This window comes from Stenotrophomonas sp. ZAC14D2_NAIMI4_6 (assembly GCF_003086875.1).
Taxonomy (GTDB): domain Bacteria; phylum Pseudomonadota; class Gammaproteobacteria; order Xanthomonadales; family Xanthomonadaceae; genus Stenotrophomonas.
Genome location: NZ_CP025996.1, coordinates 3159897 through 3178896 on the forward strand (window position 1 = coordinate 3159897; position 19000 = coordinate 3178896).

13 protein-coding genes are annotated in these 19000 nt (G+C 66.3%); 4 read left to right on the forward strand and 9 right to left on the reverse strand.

The window, feature by feature from the left end; translation table 11 throughout:
• Positions 1-176 precede the first annotated feature (176 nt).
• Together C1933_RS14655 and C1933_RS14660 are read left to right on the forward strand one after the other, a co-directional pair.
• On the forward strand, positions 177-659 hold the full coding sequence (locus C1933_RS14655; RefSeq protein ID WP_108753836.1) for a peroxiredoxin: 483 nt from the start codon (positions 177-179) through the stop codon (positions 657-659).
• A gap of 27 nt (positions 660-686) precedes the next feature.
• Positions 687-1262, forward strand: coding sequence for a ferritin-like domain-containing protein (locus C1933_RS14660; protein WP_108753837.1), 576 nt, complete (start codon positions 687-689; stop codon positions 1260-1262).
• 157 nt (positions 1263-1419) lie between these two features.
• On the opposite strand, the gene pbpC is transcribed toward C1933_RS14660, so the two are convergent.
• From pbpC to prpB, 8 genes are all read right to left on the reverse strand, one after another.
• Positions 1420-3801, reverse strand: a complete 2382-nt coding sequence (gene pbpC, locus C1933_RS14665; protein WP_108753838.1) for a penicillin-binding protein 1C — start codon at positions 3799-3801, stop codon at positions 1420-1422.
• A gap of 49 nt (positions 3802-3850) precedes the next feature.
• Positions 3851-8758, reverse strand: a complete 4908-nt coding sequence (locus C1933_RS14670; RefSeq protein ID WP_108753839.1) for an alpha-2-macroglobulin — start codon at positions 8756-8758, stop codon at positions 3851-3853.
• A 167-nt stretch (positions 8759-8925) separates the two neighbouring features.
• Positions 8926-10104, reverse strand: coding sequence for a 2-methylaconitate cis-trans isomerase PrpF (gene prpF / locus C1933_RS14675; RefSeq protein ID WP_108753840.1), 1179 nt, complete (start codon positions 10102-10104; stop codon positions 8926-8928).
• A 23-nt stretch (positions 10105-10127) separates the two neighbouring features.
• Positions 10128-10454 (reverse strand): type II toxin-antitoxin system RelE/ParE family toxin, encoded by a 327-nt coding sequence (locus tag C1933_RS14680; RefSeq protein WP_108753841.1) that lies wholly within the window; start codon positions 10452-10454, stop codon positions 10128-10130.
• Positions 10441-10698 carry a type II toxin-antitoxin system ParD family antitoxin gene (locus tag C1933_RS14685; protein ID WP_108753842.1) on the reverse strand — a complete coding sequence of 86 codons (258 nt, stop codon included), beginning with the start codon at positions 10696-10698 and terminating at the stop codon, positions 10441-10443. The genes C1933_RS14680 and C1933_RS14685 overlap by 14 nt, the downstream gene beginning before the upstream one ends.
• Before the next feature lie 101 nt (positions 10699-10799).
• Positions 10800-13418 (reverse strand): Fe/S-dependent 2-methylisocitrate dehydratase AcnD, encoded by a 2619-nt coding sequence (gene acnD / locus C1933_RS14690; protein ID WP_108753843.1) that lies wholly within the window; start codon positions 13416-13418, stop codon positions 10800-10802.
• Positions 13419-13515: 97 nt separating this feature from the next.
• Positions 13516-14673 carry a 2-methylcitrate synthase gene (prpC, locus tag C1933_RS14695; protein ID WP_108753844.1) on the reverse strand — a complete coding sequence of 386 codons (1158 nt, stop codon included), beginning with the start codon at positions 14671-14673 and terminating at the stop codon, positions 13516-13518.
• A gap of 36 nt (positions 14674-14709) precedes the next feature.
• Positions 14710-15603: a methylisocitrate lyase gene (gene prpB / locus C1933_RS14700; RefSeq protein WP_108753845.1), complete on the reverse strand. Its 894-nt coding sequence runs from the start codon at positions 15601-15603 to the stop codon at positions 14710-14712.
• A gap of 153 nt (positions 15604-15756) precedes the next feature.
• Between prpB and prpR the strand changes: the two genes are divergently transcribed.
• On the forward strand, positions 15757-17334 hold the full coding sequence (gene prpR / locus C1933_RS14705) for a propionate catabolism operon regulatory protein PrpR (protein WP_108753846.1): 1578 nt from the start codon (positions 15757-15759) through the stop codon (positions 17332-17334).
• 17 nt (positions 17335-17351) lie between these two features.
• On the opposite strand, the gene C1933_RS14710 is transcribed toward prpR, so the two are convergent.
• Positions 17352-17837, reverse strand: coding sequence for a DoxX family protein (locus C1933_RS14710; RefSeq protein WP_108754857.1), 486 nt, complete (start codon positions 17835-17837; stop codon positions 17352-17354).
• Between the two features lie 412 nt (positions 17838-18249).
• Between C1933_RS14710 and C1933_RS14715 the strand changes: the two genes are divergently transcribed.
• Entirely contained in the window at positions 18250-18996 is a 747-nt protein-coding gene (locus C1933_RS14715) for a hypothetical protein (RefSeq protein ID WP_159094003.1), read from the forward strand.
• The last annotated feature ends 4 nt before the right edge of the window (positions 18997-19000 follow it).

Consider the following 19000-nt stretch of genomic DNA (forward strand, 5'->3'; position numbering starts at 1 on the left):
TGCGGCCCTGGTGAGGCCGACTGATCCTGCGCAATGCAGCCGCCCTGCCGGTGCGGCAGGCTGAGGCTGGCGGCCCCCGCCGCAACGTTCCAAGATGGGGCGTGCACGCCGGGTTTCCAATGTCTTGACGCGTTCATCCCACCCACCCTTCTAGCCTGCCCCCGCAAGGAGTTCCCATGACCATCCACGTCGGCGACCGCATTCCGGAAGTCACCCTCAAGCGCATCCGCGAAGGCGTCGAGACCCTCGATACCCACGCCCTGTTCGACGGCCGCAAGGTCGTGCTGTTCGCCGTGCCGGGTGCCTTCACCCCCACCTGTTCGGCGCGCCACCTGCCCGGCTACGTGGAGGCGTTCGATGCGTTCCGCCAGCGCGGCATCGAGGTCTACTGCATGGCGGTCAACGATCCGTTCGTGATGAAGGCCTGGGCGGCCGACCAGCGCGTGCCCGACGGCCTGCTGATGCTGTCCGACGGCAATGCGGGGCTGACACGTGCGCTGGGCCTGGAGCTGGATGCCAGTGCCTCGGGCATGGGCATCCGCGCGCGCCGCTTCGCCCTGTACGCCGACGACGGCGTGGTGCAGGCGCTGTGGATCGAGGAACCCGGTCAATTTGAAGTGTCTTCGGCGCAGTACGTGCTGGAGCATCTGCCCACCTGACACCCCACCCAGAGGAAACGGCCAGCCATGTCCACCAAGCCAGCCAAGACCAGCAAGCCCAGTGCCACCGTCACCGCCATCAGCGACCGCAAGGCGCTGCGCGAGCGGGCCCGCCGCAACATCGAAGACGGTGCCATCACCGACAGCTACAGCGCCGACCGCAAGGCGGTGATCAAGCTGCTCAACGATGCATTGGCCACCGAGTATGTGTGCGTGCTGCGCTACTACCGCCACTACTTCATGGCCAAGGGCATGCTGGCCGATGCGGTGAAGGCCGAATTCCTGGAGCACGCCCAGCAGGAACAGGCCCACGCCGGCAAGCTGGCCGAACGCATCGTGCAGCTGGGCGGTGAACCCGACCTCAATCCGGACACGTTCTCGGCGCGCTCGCATGCCGAATACAAGGAAGGCAGCGATCTGCGCGACATGGTGCGGGAAAACCTGGTGGCCGAGCGCATCGCCATCGACAGCTACCGCGAGATGATCAATTTCGTCGGCGACCGCGACACCACCACCAAGCGCATCCTGGAAGAGATCCTGGCGCAGGAAGAAGAACACGCCGATGAGTTTGCCGATCTGCTGGATGGCTGGATCGGGAAATAGCGGCCCGGCAAGCGCTCTGGTAGATGCCCACCTTGGTGGGCAGTTGTTCCGGGGTGTGCCAACCAAGGTTGGCACCTACCGTAGATGCCCACCTTGGTGGGCAGTTGTTCCGACGTGTGCCAACCAAGGTTGGCACCTACCAAAGCAGGTCGCGGCGCTACCGCAGCACGTTGAACCGCACCTGGGTCCAGGCGCCGTCGGACGCCAGCGCGGTCAACGTATGCGCGCCGGGCTCGGCAAATTCGCGCTGCATCAGCTGCGCACCCTGCGTCTGCGCGATCCAGCGGCCATCCAGCAGCCAGTCCACGTGCTGCTCGCTGCCCAGCGCGCGCAGCTGCAGGCGCACGCCATGCTCGGCATTGGGCGCGCGCGCCAGTGCGGCGCCGTCGTTCAGTCCATCGATATGCAGGGCCACGCTGGCCTCGCGACCGTCGTCGCGACAATCCGGTGAGAGCGCCGGCAACTGCGAGGCGTCGCGCGTGGCCTTGGCCAACCACGGTGACAGCAACGCCGGCCAGCGCGCGATCTCGCCCGGCACTTCCACATGCGGCGCGCTGCAGTCGGCGGACAGGCGCAAGCCGCTGCGCGCATCGGCCACGTAGCGCTGCCGCCCCGGTTGCCAGCGCCGCGCGTCGCGCTCGGGGAAGGTCAGCGGCGCCGCACCGTCCAGCAGGAAGGCTGGCATGCGCCGCTGGCACAGCGACGCCGGCAGCCCCTCGGCGCGCTCACCGGTGGGCCAGCACACGTCTGCCTCGCTGACACTGGCCGGCATCGGCGCGGCCGCCGAATCACCGCGCTGGCGCGGCAGGCTGTCCACCACTTCGAACATCAGCGGCAAGGCGGTCACCGCACCGTACTGGCCGGGCAGCGGCGTGCCATCGGGCCGCCCCACCCACACGCCCACGGTGTAGTGGCGGGTGCCGCCGATCGCCCAGGCATCGCGGAAGCCGTAGCTGGTGCCGGTTTTCCACGCCACGCGCGGGCGCCCGCCGACATCGAAGGTGCCCACGCCGTAGCCTGGCCGTGGATTGGATTCAAGCATCTCGCGCACGATCCATGCCGCGCCCGGCGACACCAGTCGGCGCTCCACCATCGGCTCATCGGCGGTATAGCGCACGCGACCGGCAATGCCATTCCGATTCAATGCAGCGAACGCGCCCACCAGGTCTTCCAGGCGCGCGCCGGTGCCGCCGAGAATCAACGACAGATTGGGCTGCGCGCCCGGCGGGAATCGCAGCTGGATGCCGGCGTGGGACAGACGGGCGGCGAAGCGTGCAGCCCCCACCCGTTGCAGCAGGTCCACCGAAGGCACGTTCAACGACAGGCGAAGCGCGGTGGCCGCACCTACCGGGCCGTTGAAGGCCATGTCGAAATTTCCGGGACGGTAACTGCCGAAGCTCTGCGGCGCATCCACCAGCAGGCTTTCCGAATGGATCAGCCCATCGTCCAGCGCCATGCCGTACAGGAAGGGCTTGAGGGTGGAGCCGGGCGAGCGCCAGGCCTGCACCATGTCCACGTGCCCCAGCCGCTGCCGATCACCGAAGGACAGCGTGCCCACGTAGGCGCGCGCCTGCAGGGTCTGGTTGTCCACCACCAGCAGCGCGGCGGAGGTGCGCTCGGGCAGGCCGGAAAAATAGCTGGCCACGCGCTCTTCCAGGGTGCGCTGCAGGCCGATGTCGATGCCGCTTTCAATGCGCGCCTGGCCGGGATAGGTGGCGTGCAGCCGCTGCGCCAGCAGGGCCGCATGCATCGGCGGCCGCAGCGAGCGCGCCACCACGTTTTCGACGCGTGCATCAGACACCTCGTCGGCCGACCACACGCGCTGCTGGGCCATGCGCGCCAGCACCTTGTCACGTGCTTTCTGCGCCGCTTCCGGGTGCCGGTCCGGGCGCAGCCGGCTCGGTGCCTGCGGCAGCACCGCCAACAGGGCCGCCTCGGCATGCGAAAGCTGCGCCGCCGACTTGCCCAGGTACGCCCAGCTGGCTGCCTCCACACCTTCGATGGTGCCGCCGTAGGGCGCCCGTTCCAGGTACAAGGCCAGGATCTGCGCCTTGGACAGGTGCACTTCCAGCTGCACCGCGCGCAGCATCTGCTTCAGCTTGCCCCATGGCGTACGCGAGTGCGGGTCGAGGATGCGCGCCACCTGCATGGTCAGGGTGGAGCCACCGGACACGATGTGGCCGCCGCGCAGCAGCTGGGCTCCGGCACGCAGGATCGCCAGCGGATTGATGCCAGGGTGCTTCCAGAACCAGCGGTCTTCGTAGGTCAGCAGGGCCTGCAGGTACAGCGGCGACACGCTGTCCACCGTGGCCGGGTAGCGCCACACGCCTTCGGCATCGGCGAAGGCCCGCAGCGGACTGCCATCGGCGGCCACCACCAGCGTGCTGGTGTCGCGCTGCTTCGGTAGCGGCGGCGGGAACGCCCAATCCAGTACCAGCAGCAGGGCCAGCAGCGCGGCGGTGCCCCAGCGCAGCCACGGCCACAGGGGCCGCAGCCGGCGGCGCAGGGCCGCCAGCCGCATTCTGATCGATCGCTTCATGGTCTGCGGTCAGCAGGACGGACCGCGCCACCGCGGCCCGTCCGCGCCATCACGGCTGCACCACCGTGATCGTGGTCGGGTTGCTGCGACCAACGCCACGCAGCTGCGGGCGGTACATGTCTTCCACCAGCGGCGGCGGCACCGTGTAGGTACCCGGAGTGACCGCGCGCACCAGATAGAAGACGTTCGCCTTGCTGCCACGGGACAGCTTCAGCGCCGCCACGTAGCGGTCATCGCGGAACTCCTCGTGCTTGGTATCGGCCGCTTCGCCACGGTCGCTGATGGTGATGCCATCGACCACCACGTCGGCCCACTGCTTGGCGTCGCCCAGGTTGAAGTTCTCGATTTCCAGGCCGGCCGGCAACAGGTCCGTAAGCAGTGCATCGGGCATGGTGGTATCGGCGGTGACGGTAACGCGCACGATCAGTGCCTCGCCTTCCTTCAGCGGGCGCGGCGTCCACGGCTTGCCATCGGTGCCGTAGTAGCTGCGCTCCACGCCCAGCACGCTGTTGTCCGGTGCCGGTGCCGTGCGCGGAATGCCGGCCACGTCGATGCTGGCGAACATCGGCGGCTGCCCCTGCGGGCTGAAGCGCACGCCGCTGGCCAGTTCGCCAGCGCTGAAGTTGCGACCGAACAGCTTGCGCTCGCCAATCGCTTCGGTGTTGCCACCGATCACCAGCTCACCGGCGACCAGCGCCTTCTGGTTGGCCGACAGCGCCTTGCCCAGGCGCGCGATGGCGACCTGTTCCTGGGTGCTCAGCCACATCCAGCCGGCATTGCGGCGCGCATCCAGGCCGCGGCCCAGATCAACGGCGCGGGCATCCCAGGCCGGCTTGGCCAGCTTGTTTTCATGGGTCAGCGCGATCATCAGCGCGTCGTCACGGATGGCACTGCCGTAGTCGCCGAAGTACGACGGCCGTTCGCTGCTGGACTTGGCGAACGCCGCCGCCAGTGCCGCCTGGCCACGCTTGGCATCGCCCTGCAGCGACAGCGCCACGCCCAGGTGGACCAGCGACAGGCCACCGACCGCCTTGCTGCGCTCGTTGTCGTACAGCGTGCGCAGGGTGCCCAGCGGGGCACGGTTGACCCGCGCCAGCACGTAGCCCGAATAGGCCTGGTTGGCGAACTTCAGCTTTTCGCGTTCGTCCTGGCCATAGAACTGGTTGCCACCGGACAGCAGGTCCTCGCTCAACCGGTTCAGCGCCTTCTGCAGCACGTTGTCCGGCACGGCGAAGCCGGCGTCCTTGGCATCGAGCAGGAACTCGGTGATGTACGGGGTCAGCCACGGGTTCACGTAGCCATCGTCACCCCACATGGAGAAGTTGCCGTTGGCCACCTGCATCGATGCCAGTCGGCCGAACGCGCCTTCCATGCGCTCACGACGGGTCTTGGCATCCAGGCCATCGGCACCCAGCATCGACGAGGTGGCCTGGTCCAGGATCAACGCGGCGTAGCCCTTGCTGGTGGTCTGTTCGGCGCAGCCATACGGATAGTTCAACGCGCCCTGCAGCGCACTGGCGAACGGAATGGGCGGCAGCGGGCTGACCAGCAGGCGCGCGTTCACCGATTCGGCCATCAGCCCCTCGGTCAGGCTGCCATCCAGACTGACCGCGGCCAGCGGATCGAGCGTGCGCACCTGCGAGCGCACTACCTGCGGCCACGCCGCGCGCACCGGCAGTTCGTAGCTGCGGTCGGCCTTGAAGCCGTTGCCGTCCACCCGCACCCGCACCTTGGCCACGCTGTGCCCCTCGCGCGCCGACAGCGGGAAGCTGAGCGTGCTCTTGGCATCGGCATTCAACTGCACGCTGCGCGTGCCTTCGGCCAGCGACAGCGGACCTTCGGTTTCCACCCGCACGTTGAACGCGCCCGGCTTGCCGGTGAAGTTCTGCACGTCCAGGGTGACCGTGCTGCGGTCGCCCGGGGCGAGCACGCGCGGCATGCTGGCTTCGGCCAGGATCGGCGCGCGCACCACGGTTTCCACGTCGCGCTTGCCGTACTGGTCGTCGCTGTAGACCACCGCCGACACGCGCAGGGTGCCGTTGAAGTCGGGCACCTTCAGGCGGATGCGCGCGATGCCCTTGGCATCGAGCTGCACCGGGCCGGAGAACAGGTCCACGGTCTGCACGCGCGCGGTCGGCCGCTTGGCCTGCGGCAGTGCCTGCAGGCCCATGTCGCCGCCGAACTTCAGCTTGCCGCTGCCGCCATCGAAGCTTTCGATCACCCGGCTGTAGATGTCGTAGGCATCGATGCCCAGGCGGCGTTGGGCGAAGAAATGCGCGCCGGCATCGGGCACCGGGAAGCGGGTGATGTTGAGGATGCCCACATCGACAGCCGAGACCGTGACATGCGCGGTCTTGCCGGCCAGCTGCGGTGCGCTGACCGTCACCGGCAGGTCCTGTTCCGGACGCATCTGCTTGGGCGCGACCAGGCCCACGGCCACGGTGCGGCCCTTGCGGTCCATCGGCACGTGCACCACGCCCACCGCGCGCGCCGGGGTGATCTTGCTGGGCGCGGTACCGCCACGGAACACCAGCGCGGTGATGTAGACATCGTGGCGTTCCCAGTCGGCCGTGACCGGAATCTTGAAGGTGGCGCCCGGCTTGGCGTCGATCTCCTGCACGTACAGCATGCGATCGGATTCGACCATCAGCAGGCCCTTGCCGGCGTGCGGCGGGGTAACCGTCACCTGCAGGGTGTCACCGGCCTTGTAACCGGTCTTGTCCAGGCCCAGCTTGACCTTGTCCGGGCGGGCGTCCAGGCCGCGGTTGTCATCGCCCCAGCTCCAGCCAGCGCGGAACGGATAGCGACTGGTCAGGCCAGTGGACGGATCGAACACCTCCACCCGATACTCGCCCCACTCCACCGGGAAATCGAAGGCCACCGCGCTGCTGCCGGCATCGACGGTGCGCGTTTCCTTGTTCTCGAAGCGGCGGGTGAAATCGTAGTCCCAGCGGTTGTCGTTGAAGGTCCAGTGGTAGTCGCGCAGCTCGCGCACCAGGGTCACCTTCAGGCCCTTGGCCGGCTTCGGCGTGCCTGCCGCATCCACGCGCAGCAGCTCGAAGCGCGCATTGCCATTGGAATCGGCGCCATCATCGGGGTTGAACAGCGGGCGCACGCCGACCAGCGCATCGGCCGGCCACATCACCCGCTTCAGGGTGCGGGTGACCGTGCGGCCACCGGTCTCGTACAGGCTGCCCGACAGCACCACGGCAATCGGCGCCTTGGCCTTGGCCGCCTCTTCGGGCAGTGCAACGTCCTGGCGCAGCTGGCCGTTGGCCGGCAGCGTGGTATCGATCACATCCTTGGCATCACGCGGCAGCTGCAGGGTCGGGTCGCCGAAGAAGTAGCCCGGCAGGCCGTCCACCGGCTTCTGCTCGGCGGCCACGGCCATGCGCGCGGTGAAGCGGTTGCCATCGGCCGGCGCACCATACAGATAGGCGCCGTTGGCCTGCAGGCGCAGTTCCTCGCCCGGCTTCAGCGTCTTCTGCGCGCTGTCCAGGTCCAGCTTCATGCGCTCGGGCAGGAACTCTTCGATGCGCAGGGTCATGCCCTGGATCGCTTCCTTGCTGGCCGGGTCGGTACGGAACTCGACCTGCCAGCGCCCGGTCGGCGCCTCGGCGGGAATGACCTGTTCGAAGTTGATGTAGCCCTGCTCGCCCGGCTGCAGGCGGGTTTCGCGGAAGGTCTTGCCGTCGGGCTGTTTCAGGCGCAGGAACACCGGCTGAGGCTTGACGGGCTTGCCGTCGTTGTCGCGCAGCAGCGCCGACAGGCGCACGGTCTCGCCCGGGCGGTACAGATCGCGCCCGGACCAGGCGTAGACATCGAACCAAGCGTTGTCACGACCGGCCACGGCGAATTCGCTCAGGTCCAGCGCGGGCTGGTTGAACGGCAGGAAGCTGGTGTCCTTGCCACTGCTGGCCACCAGCACATGGGCCGCGTCCAGGGTGTAGTTCAGCAGGGCGTTGCCGTTGCCGTCGGTGCTGCCCTTGAGCACCACTTCGCCCTTGGCATCGAGCACGCGCAGATCCACGCTTTTCAGCGCGGCGCCATCCTTCAACGAGGCGGTGTGGACGAACAGCTTGTCCTTGTAGGCGCGGGTATGCAGGCCGATGTCGCTGACCGAGAAGAACGCGGTGTCGAATTCGCCTTCGTAATCACCGGTGCGCTTGAGCAGGGCGAAGTACAGGCCCGGTTCCTGCAGTTCCTTGATGTCCTGGGTTGGCAGATACGTCAGAACGCGCTCGTTCTGCTTGCCGCCCAGGATGAAGCGGTTGACGTAGACCGGCTCGGCCAGCTTGTTGATCGGGCTGCGCTCGTAATCGCTGCTCAGTTCCCAGCTGCCGCGACGGCCGCCGCGCTGGTACTGGCTGAAGAACGTCGGCAGGTCCTTCTCGCGCACGCGCAGGAATTCGACGTCCACTTCCGGCACGTTCACCGACACCACCGGCAGGCCGCGGCTGTCCTTGGCCGGCAGCACGCTGCCCTGCGAAGCGAAACCGGCCACCGGTTTCAGTTCGCCGCTGAACACCTTCTGCTTCAGTTCCTTGCCCAGGCGATTGCCGTCGGCGGCCAGCAGGTCCGGGGACACGACCAGGCTGTATTCCTTGCCGGCCTCCACGAACGGGTAACGCAGGGTCAGACCGTCATCGGACAGGGTCCAGCTGCTGTCATCGGTGCCGACCTTCTCTTCGAAGCGCACCAGCTTGTCGAAATCCTGGGTGCCGACCAGCGGGCGCGAGAACTCCAGCGCCAGCGACAGGCCGTCATTCTTCTGGTCCGGATAGGCGCGCAGCAGGGTGAAGTCCTTTACCTGCTCGGCCTGGGTGGTGATCGCTTCACCACTGGCCTTGGGCAGCTGCCCACTGTCGTTGCGGCAACCGGCCAGGCCCAGCAACAGGCCTCCTGCCAGAACAGCCGCCGCCCAACCCCACCGCTTCCGCCGTGCCGGACCGCTCATGTCGTCACTCCTTGATCGAGGCGGCCATTATAGGGCCGCCGCGTCAAGGTGTTGACGGCGGGTGGCCGGTAGTCGCCAACCTTGGTTGGCGCTGGGCCCCACGCACGCGCGGGGGCGCGCCTGCCCACCAAGGTGGGCAGCTACCAGGCCCCGTGCAGCTACCGGCCTTATTCGGCCGGCACCCGTACCTTGCCTTCCATCAGCACCCGGGCGCTGCGGCTCATGATCGCCTTGGTCACCGTCCACTGGCCGTCCACCTTCCCGGCCTGGGCGCCGACCCGCAGGGTGCCGGAGGGATGGCCGAAGGTGACTGCCTCACGCTGGCCGCCACCGGCCGCGCGGTTGACCAGGGTGCCCGGAATCGCCGCGGCGGTGCCAATGGCCACTGCCGCGGTACCCATCATCGCGTGGTGCAGCTTGCCCATCGACAGCGCGCGCGCATGCAGATCGATGGCCGAGGCCGGGATGGCTTTGCCGCTGGACGACACGTAGTCCTGTGCCGGCGCCACGAAGGCCACCTTCGGCGTGTGCTGGCGGGTCGCCGCGTCTTCCAGCTTCGCGATCAGGCCCATGCGCAGTGCACCGTGGGCACGAATGGTCTCGAACTTCTGCAGGGCCGCCTTGTCTTCGTTGATGGCCGGCTGCAGTTCGGTGCCGGTATAGCCCAGGTCGGCCGCGTTGAGGAAGATGGTCGGGATGCCAGCGGTGATCATCGTCACCTCGAAGCTGCCCACACCCGGCACGTCCAGAGTGTCCACCAGGTTGCCGGTGGGGAACATCGCGCCGGCATCGCCGTCATCGGACGGATCGATGAACTCCAGCTGGATCTCGGCCGCCGGGAAGGTCACGCCATCCAGCTCGAAATCACCGGTTTCCTGCACTTCGCCGTTGCACATCGGCACGTGGGCGATGATGGTCTTGCCGATGTTGGCCTGCCAGATGCGCACCGTGCACAGGCCGTCGCGCGGCACGCGGGCCGGGTCGACCAGGCCATTGGCAATGGCGAACGGCCCCACCGCCGTACTGAGGTTGCCGCAGTTGCCACTCCAGTCGACGAAGGAGGTATCGATGGAGACCTGGCCATACAGGTAATCCACGTCGTGATCCGGCACCGACGCGGCGGAAATGATCACGCACTTGCTGGTGCTCGACGTTGCCCCGCCCATGCCATCGGTGTGCTTGCCATAGGGATCGGGCGAACCGATCACCCGCATCAGCAGCGCATCACGGGCGGGGCCCGGCACCTGCGCCGCTTCGGGCAGGTCCTGCAGGCGGAAGAACACGCCCTTGCTGGTGCCACCGCGCATGTAGGTGGCGGGAATACGGAGTTGCGGGAGGAAGGTCATCGTCGGATCCAAGCGTTTGAATGTCAGGAGATGTCTTGCATCAGCCCATCAAGGCCACGGTCAACACACCACACGCGTATGACGTGCACGCGCGCAGGCTGGTCAATGTAGTAAACGAGATAGCGTTCAAATGACGATACCGGGATGAAACGCAACGTGCCCGGCAACTGCGCGGCAAGATCGGCGTGTCTGCTGGAGCCCGAAGCGGGAAACAAGGCAATGCGCTGCAGGGTGGCCTCCAACTCGACCAGGAAACGCGTACCTAACGCGGCTCCTCCCTGTCGCGCAAACCACAGCGCGGCATCTGCAGCGTCGGTCTCTGCCCTCGGCCTCCAGTCAATCGCCTTCACGCTCCATCCTTTCGGTCAGTTCGCGACGCATGCGCTCGAACGTGTCAGCCGTCACAGGCGTGGCAGGCCCTGAGGCCAAGCCCTCGGCGATCAACTGTCGAAGCAATGCTTCCGCCTTGCTGCGCTGACGCTGGCGGATCAGGTCGCGCACGTAGTCGGAGGTGCTGGAGTAACCGCCTTCGCGCACTTCCTCGTCCACGAACTGCTTGAGCGGATCGGTCAGCGAAATGTTCATGGTGGCCATCAGACTCTCCTTTGGCAGTTTTTGCCAAGTCAGTGTGCGCCCCACCCTGGTGTCGGACAAGCCCGCCCCCCGACAGTCAGGGGCAGGCATTCAGCCCGGCCTCACGCCACCTTGGCTCCTTCCAGGAAGTCCTGTGCGAAGCGCTGCAGCACGCCGCCGGCCTCGTAGATCGCCACTTCCTCGTCGCTGTCCAGGCGACAGGTAACCGGCACCACCACGTCCTGACCGTCGCGGCGGTGGATGACCAGGGTCAGGTCGGCGCGCGGGGTGCGCTCGCCCACTACGTCGAAGGTCTCGGTGCCGTCGATGCCCAGGGTCAGGCGGGTGGTGCCCGGCTTGAACTCCAGCGGCAGCACGCCCATGCCGATCAGGTTGGTACGGTGAATCCGCTCGAAGCCCTCGGCCACGATCGCTTCCACGCCGGCCAGGCGCACGCCCTTGGCGGCCCAGTCACGCGAGCTGCCCTGGCCGTAGTCGGCACCGGCGATGATGATCAGCGGCTGCTTGCGGTCCATGTAGGTTTCGATGGCCTCCCACATGCGCATCACCTTGCCTTCCGGCTCCACCCGCGCCAGCGAACCCTGCTTCACGCTGCCGTCGTCGTTGCGCACCATTTCGTTGAACAGCTTCGGGTTGGCGAAGGTGGCGCGCTGCGCGGTCAGATGGTCACCACGATGGGTAGCATAGGAATTGAAGTCTTCTTCCGGCAGGCCCATCTTCGCCAGGTATTCGCCGGCGGCGCTGGAGGCCAGGATCGCATTGGACGGCGACAGGTGGTCGGTGGTGATGTTGTCCGGCAGCACGGCCAGCGCACGCATGCCCGCCAACGTGCGTTCACCGGCCAGCGCACCCTCCCAGTACGGCGGGCGGCGGATGTAGGTACTCTGCGGGCGCCAGTCGTACAGCGGGCTGACCGCCGCGCCATGCTCCACGCGCACGTTGAACATCGGGTTGTAGACCTTGCGGAACTGCTCGGGCTTCACCGAGGCCTTCACCACGGCATCGATCTCGGCATCGCTCGGCCAGATGTCCTTCAGGCGGACTTCGTTGCCTTCGGCATCCACGCCCAGCACATCCTTTTCGATATCGAAGCGCACGGTGCCGGCGATGGCGTAGGCGATCACCAGCGGCGGCGAGGCCAGGAAGGCCTGCTTGGCATACGGGTGGATGCGGCCATCGAAATTGCGGTTGCCCGACAGCACGGCGGTCGCGTACAGGTCGCGATCGATGATTTCCTGCTGGATCTTCGGGTCCAGCGCGCCACTCATGCCGTTGCAGGTGGTGCAGGCGAAGGCCACGATGCCGAAGCCCAGCTGCTCCAGATCGGGCAGCAGGCCGGATTCTTCCAGGTACAGCTGCACGGCCTTTGAGCCCGGTGCCAGCGACGACTTCACCCACGGCTTGCGCTGCAGGCCGCGCGCGTTGGCGTTGCGCGCCAGCAGCGCCGCGGCGATCACGTTGCGCGGATTGGAGGTATTGGTGCAGCTGGTGATGGCCGCGATGATCACCGCGCCATCGGGCATCAGGCCCTGCGCCTGTTCGCCACGGCCCGCCGCCAGCTTGGCTTCATCGGCGATGCCGCGCTCGGCCAGCTCGGCGGTGGCCACACGCTTGTGCGGGTTGCTCGGCCCGGCCATGTTGCGCACCACGCTGGACAGGTCGAAACGCAGCACGCGCTCGTACTGGGCAGTGACCAGGTCGTCGGCCCACAGGCCGGTGGTGCGCGCGTAATTCTCCACCAGCGCTACCTGCGATTCCTCGCGACCGGTCAGGCGCAGGTAGTCGGTGGTCTGCGCATCGATGTAGAACATCGCTGCGGTGGCACCGTACTCGGGGCACATGTTGGAAATGGTGGCGCGGTCACCGATGGTCAGTGCCGCAGCGCCTTCGCCATAGAACTCAAGCCAGGCGCCGACCACGCGTTCCTTGCGCAGGAACTCGGTCAGTGCCAGCACCACGTCGGTGGCGGTGATGCCCGGCTGCGGCTTGCCGGTCAGCTCCACGCCGACGGTGTCGGGCAGGCGCATCCACGAAGCGCGGCCCAGCATCACGTTCTCCGCTTCCAGGCCGCCAACACCAATGGCGATCACGCCCAGCGCATCCACGTGCGGGGTGTGGCTGTCGGTACCCACGCAGGTATCGGGGAAGGCCACGCCGTCCTGCACGTAGACCACTGGTGACATCTTCTCCAGATTGATCTGGTGCATGATGCCGTTGCCCGGCGGAATCACGTCCACGTTCTGGAACGCCAGCTTGGTCCAGTCGATGAAGTGGAAACGGTCTTCGTTGCGGCGGTCTTCAATGGCGCGGTTCTTCTCGAACGCCTGCGGATCGAACCCACCGCATTCCACCGCCAGCGAGTGATCGACGATCAGCTGCACCGGCACCACCGGGTTCACCTTGGCCGGATCGCCGCCCTTGTCGGCGATCGCATCGCGCAGGCCGGCCAGATCGACCAGGGCGGTCTGCCCCAGGATGTCATGGCAGACCACGCGCGCCGGGAACCACGGGAAATCCAGATCGCGGCGGCGTTCGATCAGCTGCTTCAGCGAATCGACCAGCGTGGCCGGCTCGCAGCGGCGCACCAGGTTTTCAGCCAGCACACGCGAGGTGTACGGCAGCGTGGCGTAGGCGCCGGGCCGGATGGCATCGACGGCGGCGCGCGCGTCGAAATAGTCCAGCGTGCTGCCGGGAAGGTTCTTGCGGTAGTCGGTATTCATGGGCTGGCGGAATGCTTGGGGCGGGCCGGGTGCCGGCGATGCGGCGGCGAAATCACCCGGCCGGCAACGAGCCGGCCGGGTGCAGACAGCAGGTGGATCAGGCGCGCTTGTCGATGGCGACGAACTCGCGGTCTTCCGGGCCGATGTAGTTGGCACTCGGGCGGATGATCTTGCCGTCGATGCGCTGTTCGACGATGTGCGCGCTCCAGCCGGCGGTGCGGGCGATCACGAACAGGGGGGTGAACATGGCCGTCGGCACGCCCATCATGTGGTAGCTGACCGCGCTGAACCAGTCCAGGTTCGGGAACATCTTCTTGATGTCCCACATCACCGATTCCAGGCGCTCGGCGATGTCGTACATCTTCATGCTGGACTGCTCTTCGGACAGCTCGCGGGCCACGTCCTTGATGACCTTGTTGCGCGGGTCGGACACGGTGTAGACCGGGTGGCCGAAACCGATCACCACTTCCTTGCGCTCGACGCGGGCCTTGATGTCTTCCTCGGCTTCATCCGGGCTGTCGTAGCGCTTCTGCACTTCGAAGGCCACTTCATTGGCGCCGCCATGCTTGGGGCCGCGCAGCGCGCCGATGCCACCGCAGATCGCGCTGTACATGTCGCTGCCGGTACCGGCGATGACACGGCAGGTGAAGGTGGAGGCGTTGAACTCGTGCTCGGCGTACAGGATCAGCGAGGTGTGCATCGCACGCACCCACGAATCCTGCGGCTTTTCGCCGTGCAGCAGGTGCAGGAAGTGGCCACCGATGGAGTCGTCGTCGGTTTCCACGTCGATGGCGCGGCCGTTGTGGCTCCAGTGGTACCAGTACAGCAGCATCGAACCGAGGCAGGCCATCAGCTTGTCGGCGATGTCGCGCGCGCCCGGATGGTTGTGGTCGTCCTTCTCCGGGGCCACGCAGCCGAGCACGGATACGCCGGTGCGCATCACGTCCATCGGGTGCGCCGACGGCGGCAGTTCTTCCAGCGCGGCCTTCACCGCGGCCGGAATGCCACGCAGCGACTTCAGCTTGGCCTTGTACGAGACCAGTTCGGCGCGGGTCGGCAGCTTGCCGTGCACCAGCAGGTAGGCGATTTCCTCGAACTCGCTGGTGTTGGCCAGGTCCAGGATGTCGTAGCCGCGGTAGTGCAGGTCATTGCCACTGCGGCCCACGCTGCACAGCGCGGTGTTGCCGGCGGCGGTGCCGGACAGGGCGACGGACTTCTTCGGCTTGAAGGTCGGGGTTGCGGTCGTATCGTTCATGTTTTCCCTCCGAAAACTGATGGTGCAGGGTACTGCTTATTTCTTGGCGGCGAACAGGGCGTCGAGCTGCTGCTCGAAGGCGTGGTAACCGATGCGGTCATACAGCTCTTCACGGGTCTGCATGGCGTCGACCACGTTGCGCTGATGGCCATCGCGGCGCACCGACTGGTAGACGTTCTCGGCAGCCTTGTTGGCGGCACGGAAGGCCGACAGCGGGAACAGCTGGATGGCCACGCCGGCCGAGGCCAGTTCGTCGCGGCTGAACAGCGGGGTGGCACCGAATTCAGTGATGTTGGCCAGCACCGGCACCTTCACCGCATCGACGAAGCGGCGGTAGGTGTCCAGGTCATAGGCGGCCTCGGCGAAGATGCCGTCGGCGCCGGCCTCGACGCAGGCGATGGCGCGTTCGATGGCCTTGTCCACGCCGTCCACCTGGATGGCGTCGGTACGCGCGATCAGGAAGAAGTCCGGGTCGGTCTTGGCATCGGCGGCGGCCTTCACCCGGTCGACCATTTCACCCTGCGAGACGATTTCCTTGCCCGGGCGGTGGCCGCAGCGCTTGGCACCGACCTGGTCTTCGATATGGCAGGCGGCCGCACCGGCCTTGATCAACGACTTCACCGTGCGCGCGATATTGAAGGCGCTCGGGCCGAAGCCGGTATCGATATCCACCATCAGCGGCAGGTCGCAGACATCGGTGATGCGGCGCACGTCGATCAGCACGTCTTCCAGAGTGTTGATGCCCAGGTCCGGCAGGCCCAGCGAGCCTGCGGCCACGCCGCCGCCGGACAGGTAGATGGCGCGGAAGCCGGCGCGCTTGGCCAGCAGCGCATGGTTGGCGTTGATCGCGCCGATCACCTGCAGCGGCGATTCGGCAGCCAGGGCCTGGCGGAAGCGGGCGCCGGCGGAAACAGGGGTGGAAGCAGTCATGCGGCAGTCCAGTAGATAAGTCAGGGGTACAGGCGCAAACACCGTGCCAAGGTGCAAGCCATTGATTTCAAAAGGGTGACCGTGCAGGCAACCTGAAACATATGAAACATTGAAACAGGCGTATCATGAAACATCCTCAGTAACCGCCGCGCCATGTACCTGCCCCGCTCGCCCCTGCCCCCTGTCGATGCCGACCGCCCGGTGATCTGGACCGTCAGCGTTTCGCGCCTGACCGGCCTGCTCGGCGATGTCATTCCCGAGTTCGACCGCCGCGCGCGCATCGAACAGATCAACCTCGGCTTCGAGGAGGCCGTGGAGGTGATCGGCCAGCGCCTGCGCCGCGAGCATTGCGACGTGGTCATTGCCGGTGGCTCGAACGCGGCCTGGCTGCGCGGCCGCCTGGACTTGCCGCTGGTGCCGATCCAGGCCAACGGCTTCGACCTGATGGAAGCGCTGGCGCGGGCGCGGCGCATCGCCAGCCGCATCGGCCTGGTCACCCACGCCAGCGATGTGCCGGTGTTCAGCAACTTCCAGCACAGCTTCGGGCTGGACATCGAGCACCGCCGCTTCGTCACCCGAGAGGACGCGCGCGACTGCATCGCCGATCTGCGCGCCAACGGCATCGAGGTGATCGTGGGCACCGGCATGGCCATCGACCACGCCGAGCAGATGGGCCTGCCCGGCGTGCTGCTGTACTCGGCCGATTCGGTGCGGCAGGCGTTCGAACATGCGCTGGAATTGACCCAGGCCCTGGCCCGTTCCGGTGGCACCCGCCCCGCGCCGCGCCGGCGTGCAACGGCGCGCAGCGAGGCGCACGAGCTGCTGGGTGACAGCGATGCAATGGCACAGGTGCGTGCACAGATTGCGCTGTATGCGCCCCACGACAGCACCGTACTGGTGACCGGCGAGACCGGCACCGGCAAGGAACTGGTGGCACGCCAGCTGCACGCCGCCAGCGGCCGCCGCGGCCGTTTCGTGGCACTGAACTGCGGAGCGATCAGCGAATCACTGCTGGAGTCGGAACTGTTCGGTTACAGCGATGGTGCGTTCACCGGCGCACGCCGTGGCGGCCGCGTGGGCCTGGTGGAAGCGGCCGATGGTGGCACCTTGTTCCTGGATGAAATCGGGGAGCTGCCGCTGCCCCTGCAGACACGGCTGCTACGGGTGCTGGAAGAGCGCGAAGTGCTGCGGGTGGGCGCCACCGAGCCCACCTCGGTTGACCTGCGCGTGGTGGCCGCCACGCTGCAGTCGCTGGAACAGCGCGCGGCCGCAGGCAGCTTCCGTCGCGATCTCTATTACCGATTGGCTGCACTGCGCATTGCCCTGCCCGCACTGCGCGCGCGTCGCAGCGATGTACCGCTGCTGGTCCAGCACTTCTTCCGCCAGCTGCGCGGCATCGATGCGCCGTTGGCCGAGGACGCCATGACCGTGCTCACCACTGCCGGCTGGCCGGGCAACGTGCGCGAGCTTCGCAACCTGGTGGATCGCCTGCGCATCCACTGGCAGCCGGGCGAAGGACTGATCGACGCCGCGCGCCTGCTGCAGCTGGCGCCGGAGCTGGTGCACGAAGGCATACCGGCGCTGCCACTGGAAAGCAACGGCAAGCGCCCGCCCCGCGCCCAGCTGGAAAGCCTGCTGCAGGAACACCGCAACGACCGCGAAGGCATGGCCCAGGCACTGGGTGTATCGCGCACCACGCTGTGGCGCTGGCTGCGCGCGGAGGGGTTGTAGAGTCGAGCTTGCTCGACTTATCGAAGACCCGAGACGCTCCTTTGCCGTCCCCACCGCGCTTCGACGGCCAACCGGCCACTGCCCGCCGTGGCAATCCACAACAGCAACATACCCAACGCAACTTCGCTCAGATAGAAGAACCAGCTCAACCAATCCAGCACGCCCAGCCCCGCCGGAATCCGTGCAATGCCATCGGTCAGCGCCGCCACCGCGCATATCGCCGCGAGCATCAGGGCCGAGGGGCGGCTCAGAACCCCCAGTACCAGCAGGCCGCCCGCAATCCATTCAATCGCGCCGAGTACCGGCGCACTGAACACCGGGAACGGGATGCCGGCATCGACCAGCGTATGCACCATACGCTCGCGCCCCTCGTCGGTGAACACCTTGTTCCAGCCGGACACGCTGAACATCACCCCCGCCACGATGCGTGCTGAAAGCAGCAGCAGACCTTCAATACCACCGCGCGGGGACGGCACGGCAAACAGACAGCGCCAGGACGGCATGGCAACTCCGGAGCAGGGAACATCATCCCGAGTGTGCCGAGTGGCGGCCATCTCGGAGATGAAGCTGGCCGGTCCATTGGCGACATCTTGTTCCCTGCAGAACCGCAGAGGTGCGAGAGGGACCGAATGATCAATGCTATACCCGTTCCCAGAGGATTCCGCATTCGCGCCTTTGCACGACGGAGACCCACCAGCACTCCCTCACGACTGTATATGCTCGAGAATCCTGCTCGTTGATGGAAGCTGCGGCTAGCGCATGCTCGCGGATGGAACGAACTGCCAAATAGCTCACACAGGACTACACCGGCACGCGATATCAATCAGAACCATGACGTTCAAAAAAATCACTCCGCCAATCCCGATGAAAGGACGTCATATCCACGTACACCCTGACAATCGATAAGCACATCCAGTGAAAACCTCATCCGGATCACGCAACATCCTGACTGCATCCGTCACCCTGCTTGCAGCATCTGCGATATTCAATCTGAACGCAGCGACTCAGAACAGGGACATGGTTTCTGAAAAGTACGCAGACACTTACAGGACGTCCACCGAGGAGGCAACACAACGAATCGCCGCGTCGAGAGACGCCGGTCGACTGCAGCAACGCATCGCGACGGAAAACCCGGAAACGTTCGCAGGCCTCTACATCGAGCACTCGCCCGAATTCCAGATCGTCGTGCTGTTCACCAAAGATCCAGAGCGGAATCTAGCCAGGTATACGCAGAGCAGATTGTATTCCGCGAGAGTCGCGCCACGCTCCCTTGAAACTATACGGTCGGCACAAGAAGAAGTGGGCGAACAGCTGTCGAGATCGGAAATTCGTTTCGAAAGCGGAATCGACATCAGAAGGTCGGAAGTCGAACTACGGGTATTGGATGCCAGAAGAGCGGGAGAGGTGCTGGCAAAACTCCTTGCTGCAACAGACTTCATCAGGATCCACGAAACAACGGGACTGCCTCAACCAACGGCACTTATCGGCGGATCCAAGGTCAGCGGCTCCAGAATGCACTGGACCATGGGACTGAACGTCGAAGAGCACGACATACGGGTACCGGGGATCGTAACGGCCGGGCATTGCGAGAACAATCTGACATACTCGACCTCCGCTCTACAGTCGGTCACGGCCCTCTTGGCGGATAGGACGGACCTGTAGAGTC

What these genes read in the sequence shown, in the direction of transcription:
- C1933_RS14655 (WP_108753836.1), top strand. Translation starts at nt 177, where the DNA reads ATGACCATCCACGTCGGCGACCGCATTCCGGAAGTCACCCTCAAGCGC.
- C1933_RS14660 (WP_108753837.1), top strand. Translation starts at nt 687, where the DNA reads ATGTCCACCAAGCCAGCCAAGACCAGCAAGCCCAGTGCCACCGTCACC.
- pbpC (WP_108753838.1), bottom strand. Translation starts at nt 3,801, where the DNA reads ATGAAGCGATCGATCAGAATGCGGCTGGCGGCCCTGCGCCGCCGGCTG.
- C1933_RS14670 (WP_108753839.1), bottom strand. Translation starts at nt 8,758, where the DNA reads ATGAGCGGTCCGGCACGGCGGAAGCGGTGGGGTTGGGCGGCGGCTGTT.
- prpF (WP_108753840.1), bottom strand. Translation starts at nt 10,104, where the DNA reads ATGACCTTCCTCCCGCAACTCCGTATTCCCGCCACCTACATGCGCGGT.
- C1933_RS14685 (WP_108753842.1), bottom strand. Translation starts at nt 10,698, where the DNA reads ATGGCCACCATGAACATTTCGCTGACCGATCCGCTCAAGCAGTTCGTG.
- acnD (WP_108753843.1), bottom strand. Translation starts at nt 13,418, where the DNA reads ATGAATACCGACTACCGCAAGAACCTTCCCGGCAGCACGCTGGACTAT.
- prpC (WP_108753844.1), bottom strand. Translation starts at nt 14,673, where the DNA reads ATGAACGATACGACCGCAACCCCGACCTTCAAGCCGAAGAAGTCCGTC.
- prpB (WP_108753845.1), bottom strand. Translation starts at nt 15,603, where the DNA reads ATGACTGCTTCCACCCCTGTTTCCGCCGGCGCCCGCTTCCGCCAGGCC.
- prpR (WP_108753846.1), top strand. Translation starts at nt 15,757, where the DNA reads ATGTACCTGCCCCGCTCGCCCCTGCCCCCTGTCGATGCCGACCGCCCG.
- C1933_RS14710 (WP_108754857.1), bottom strand. Translation starts at nt 17,837, where the DNA reads ATGCCGTCCTGGCGCTGTCTGTTTGCCGTGCCGTCCCCGCGCGGTGGT.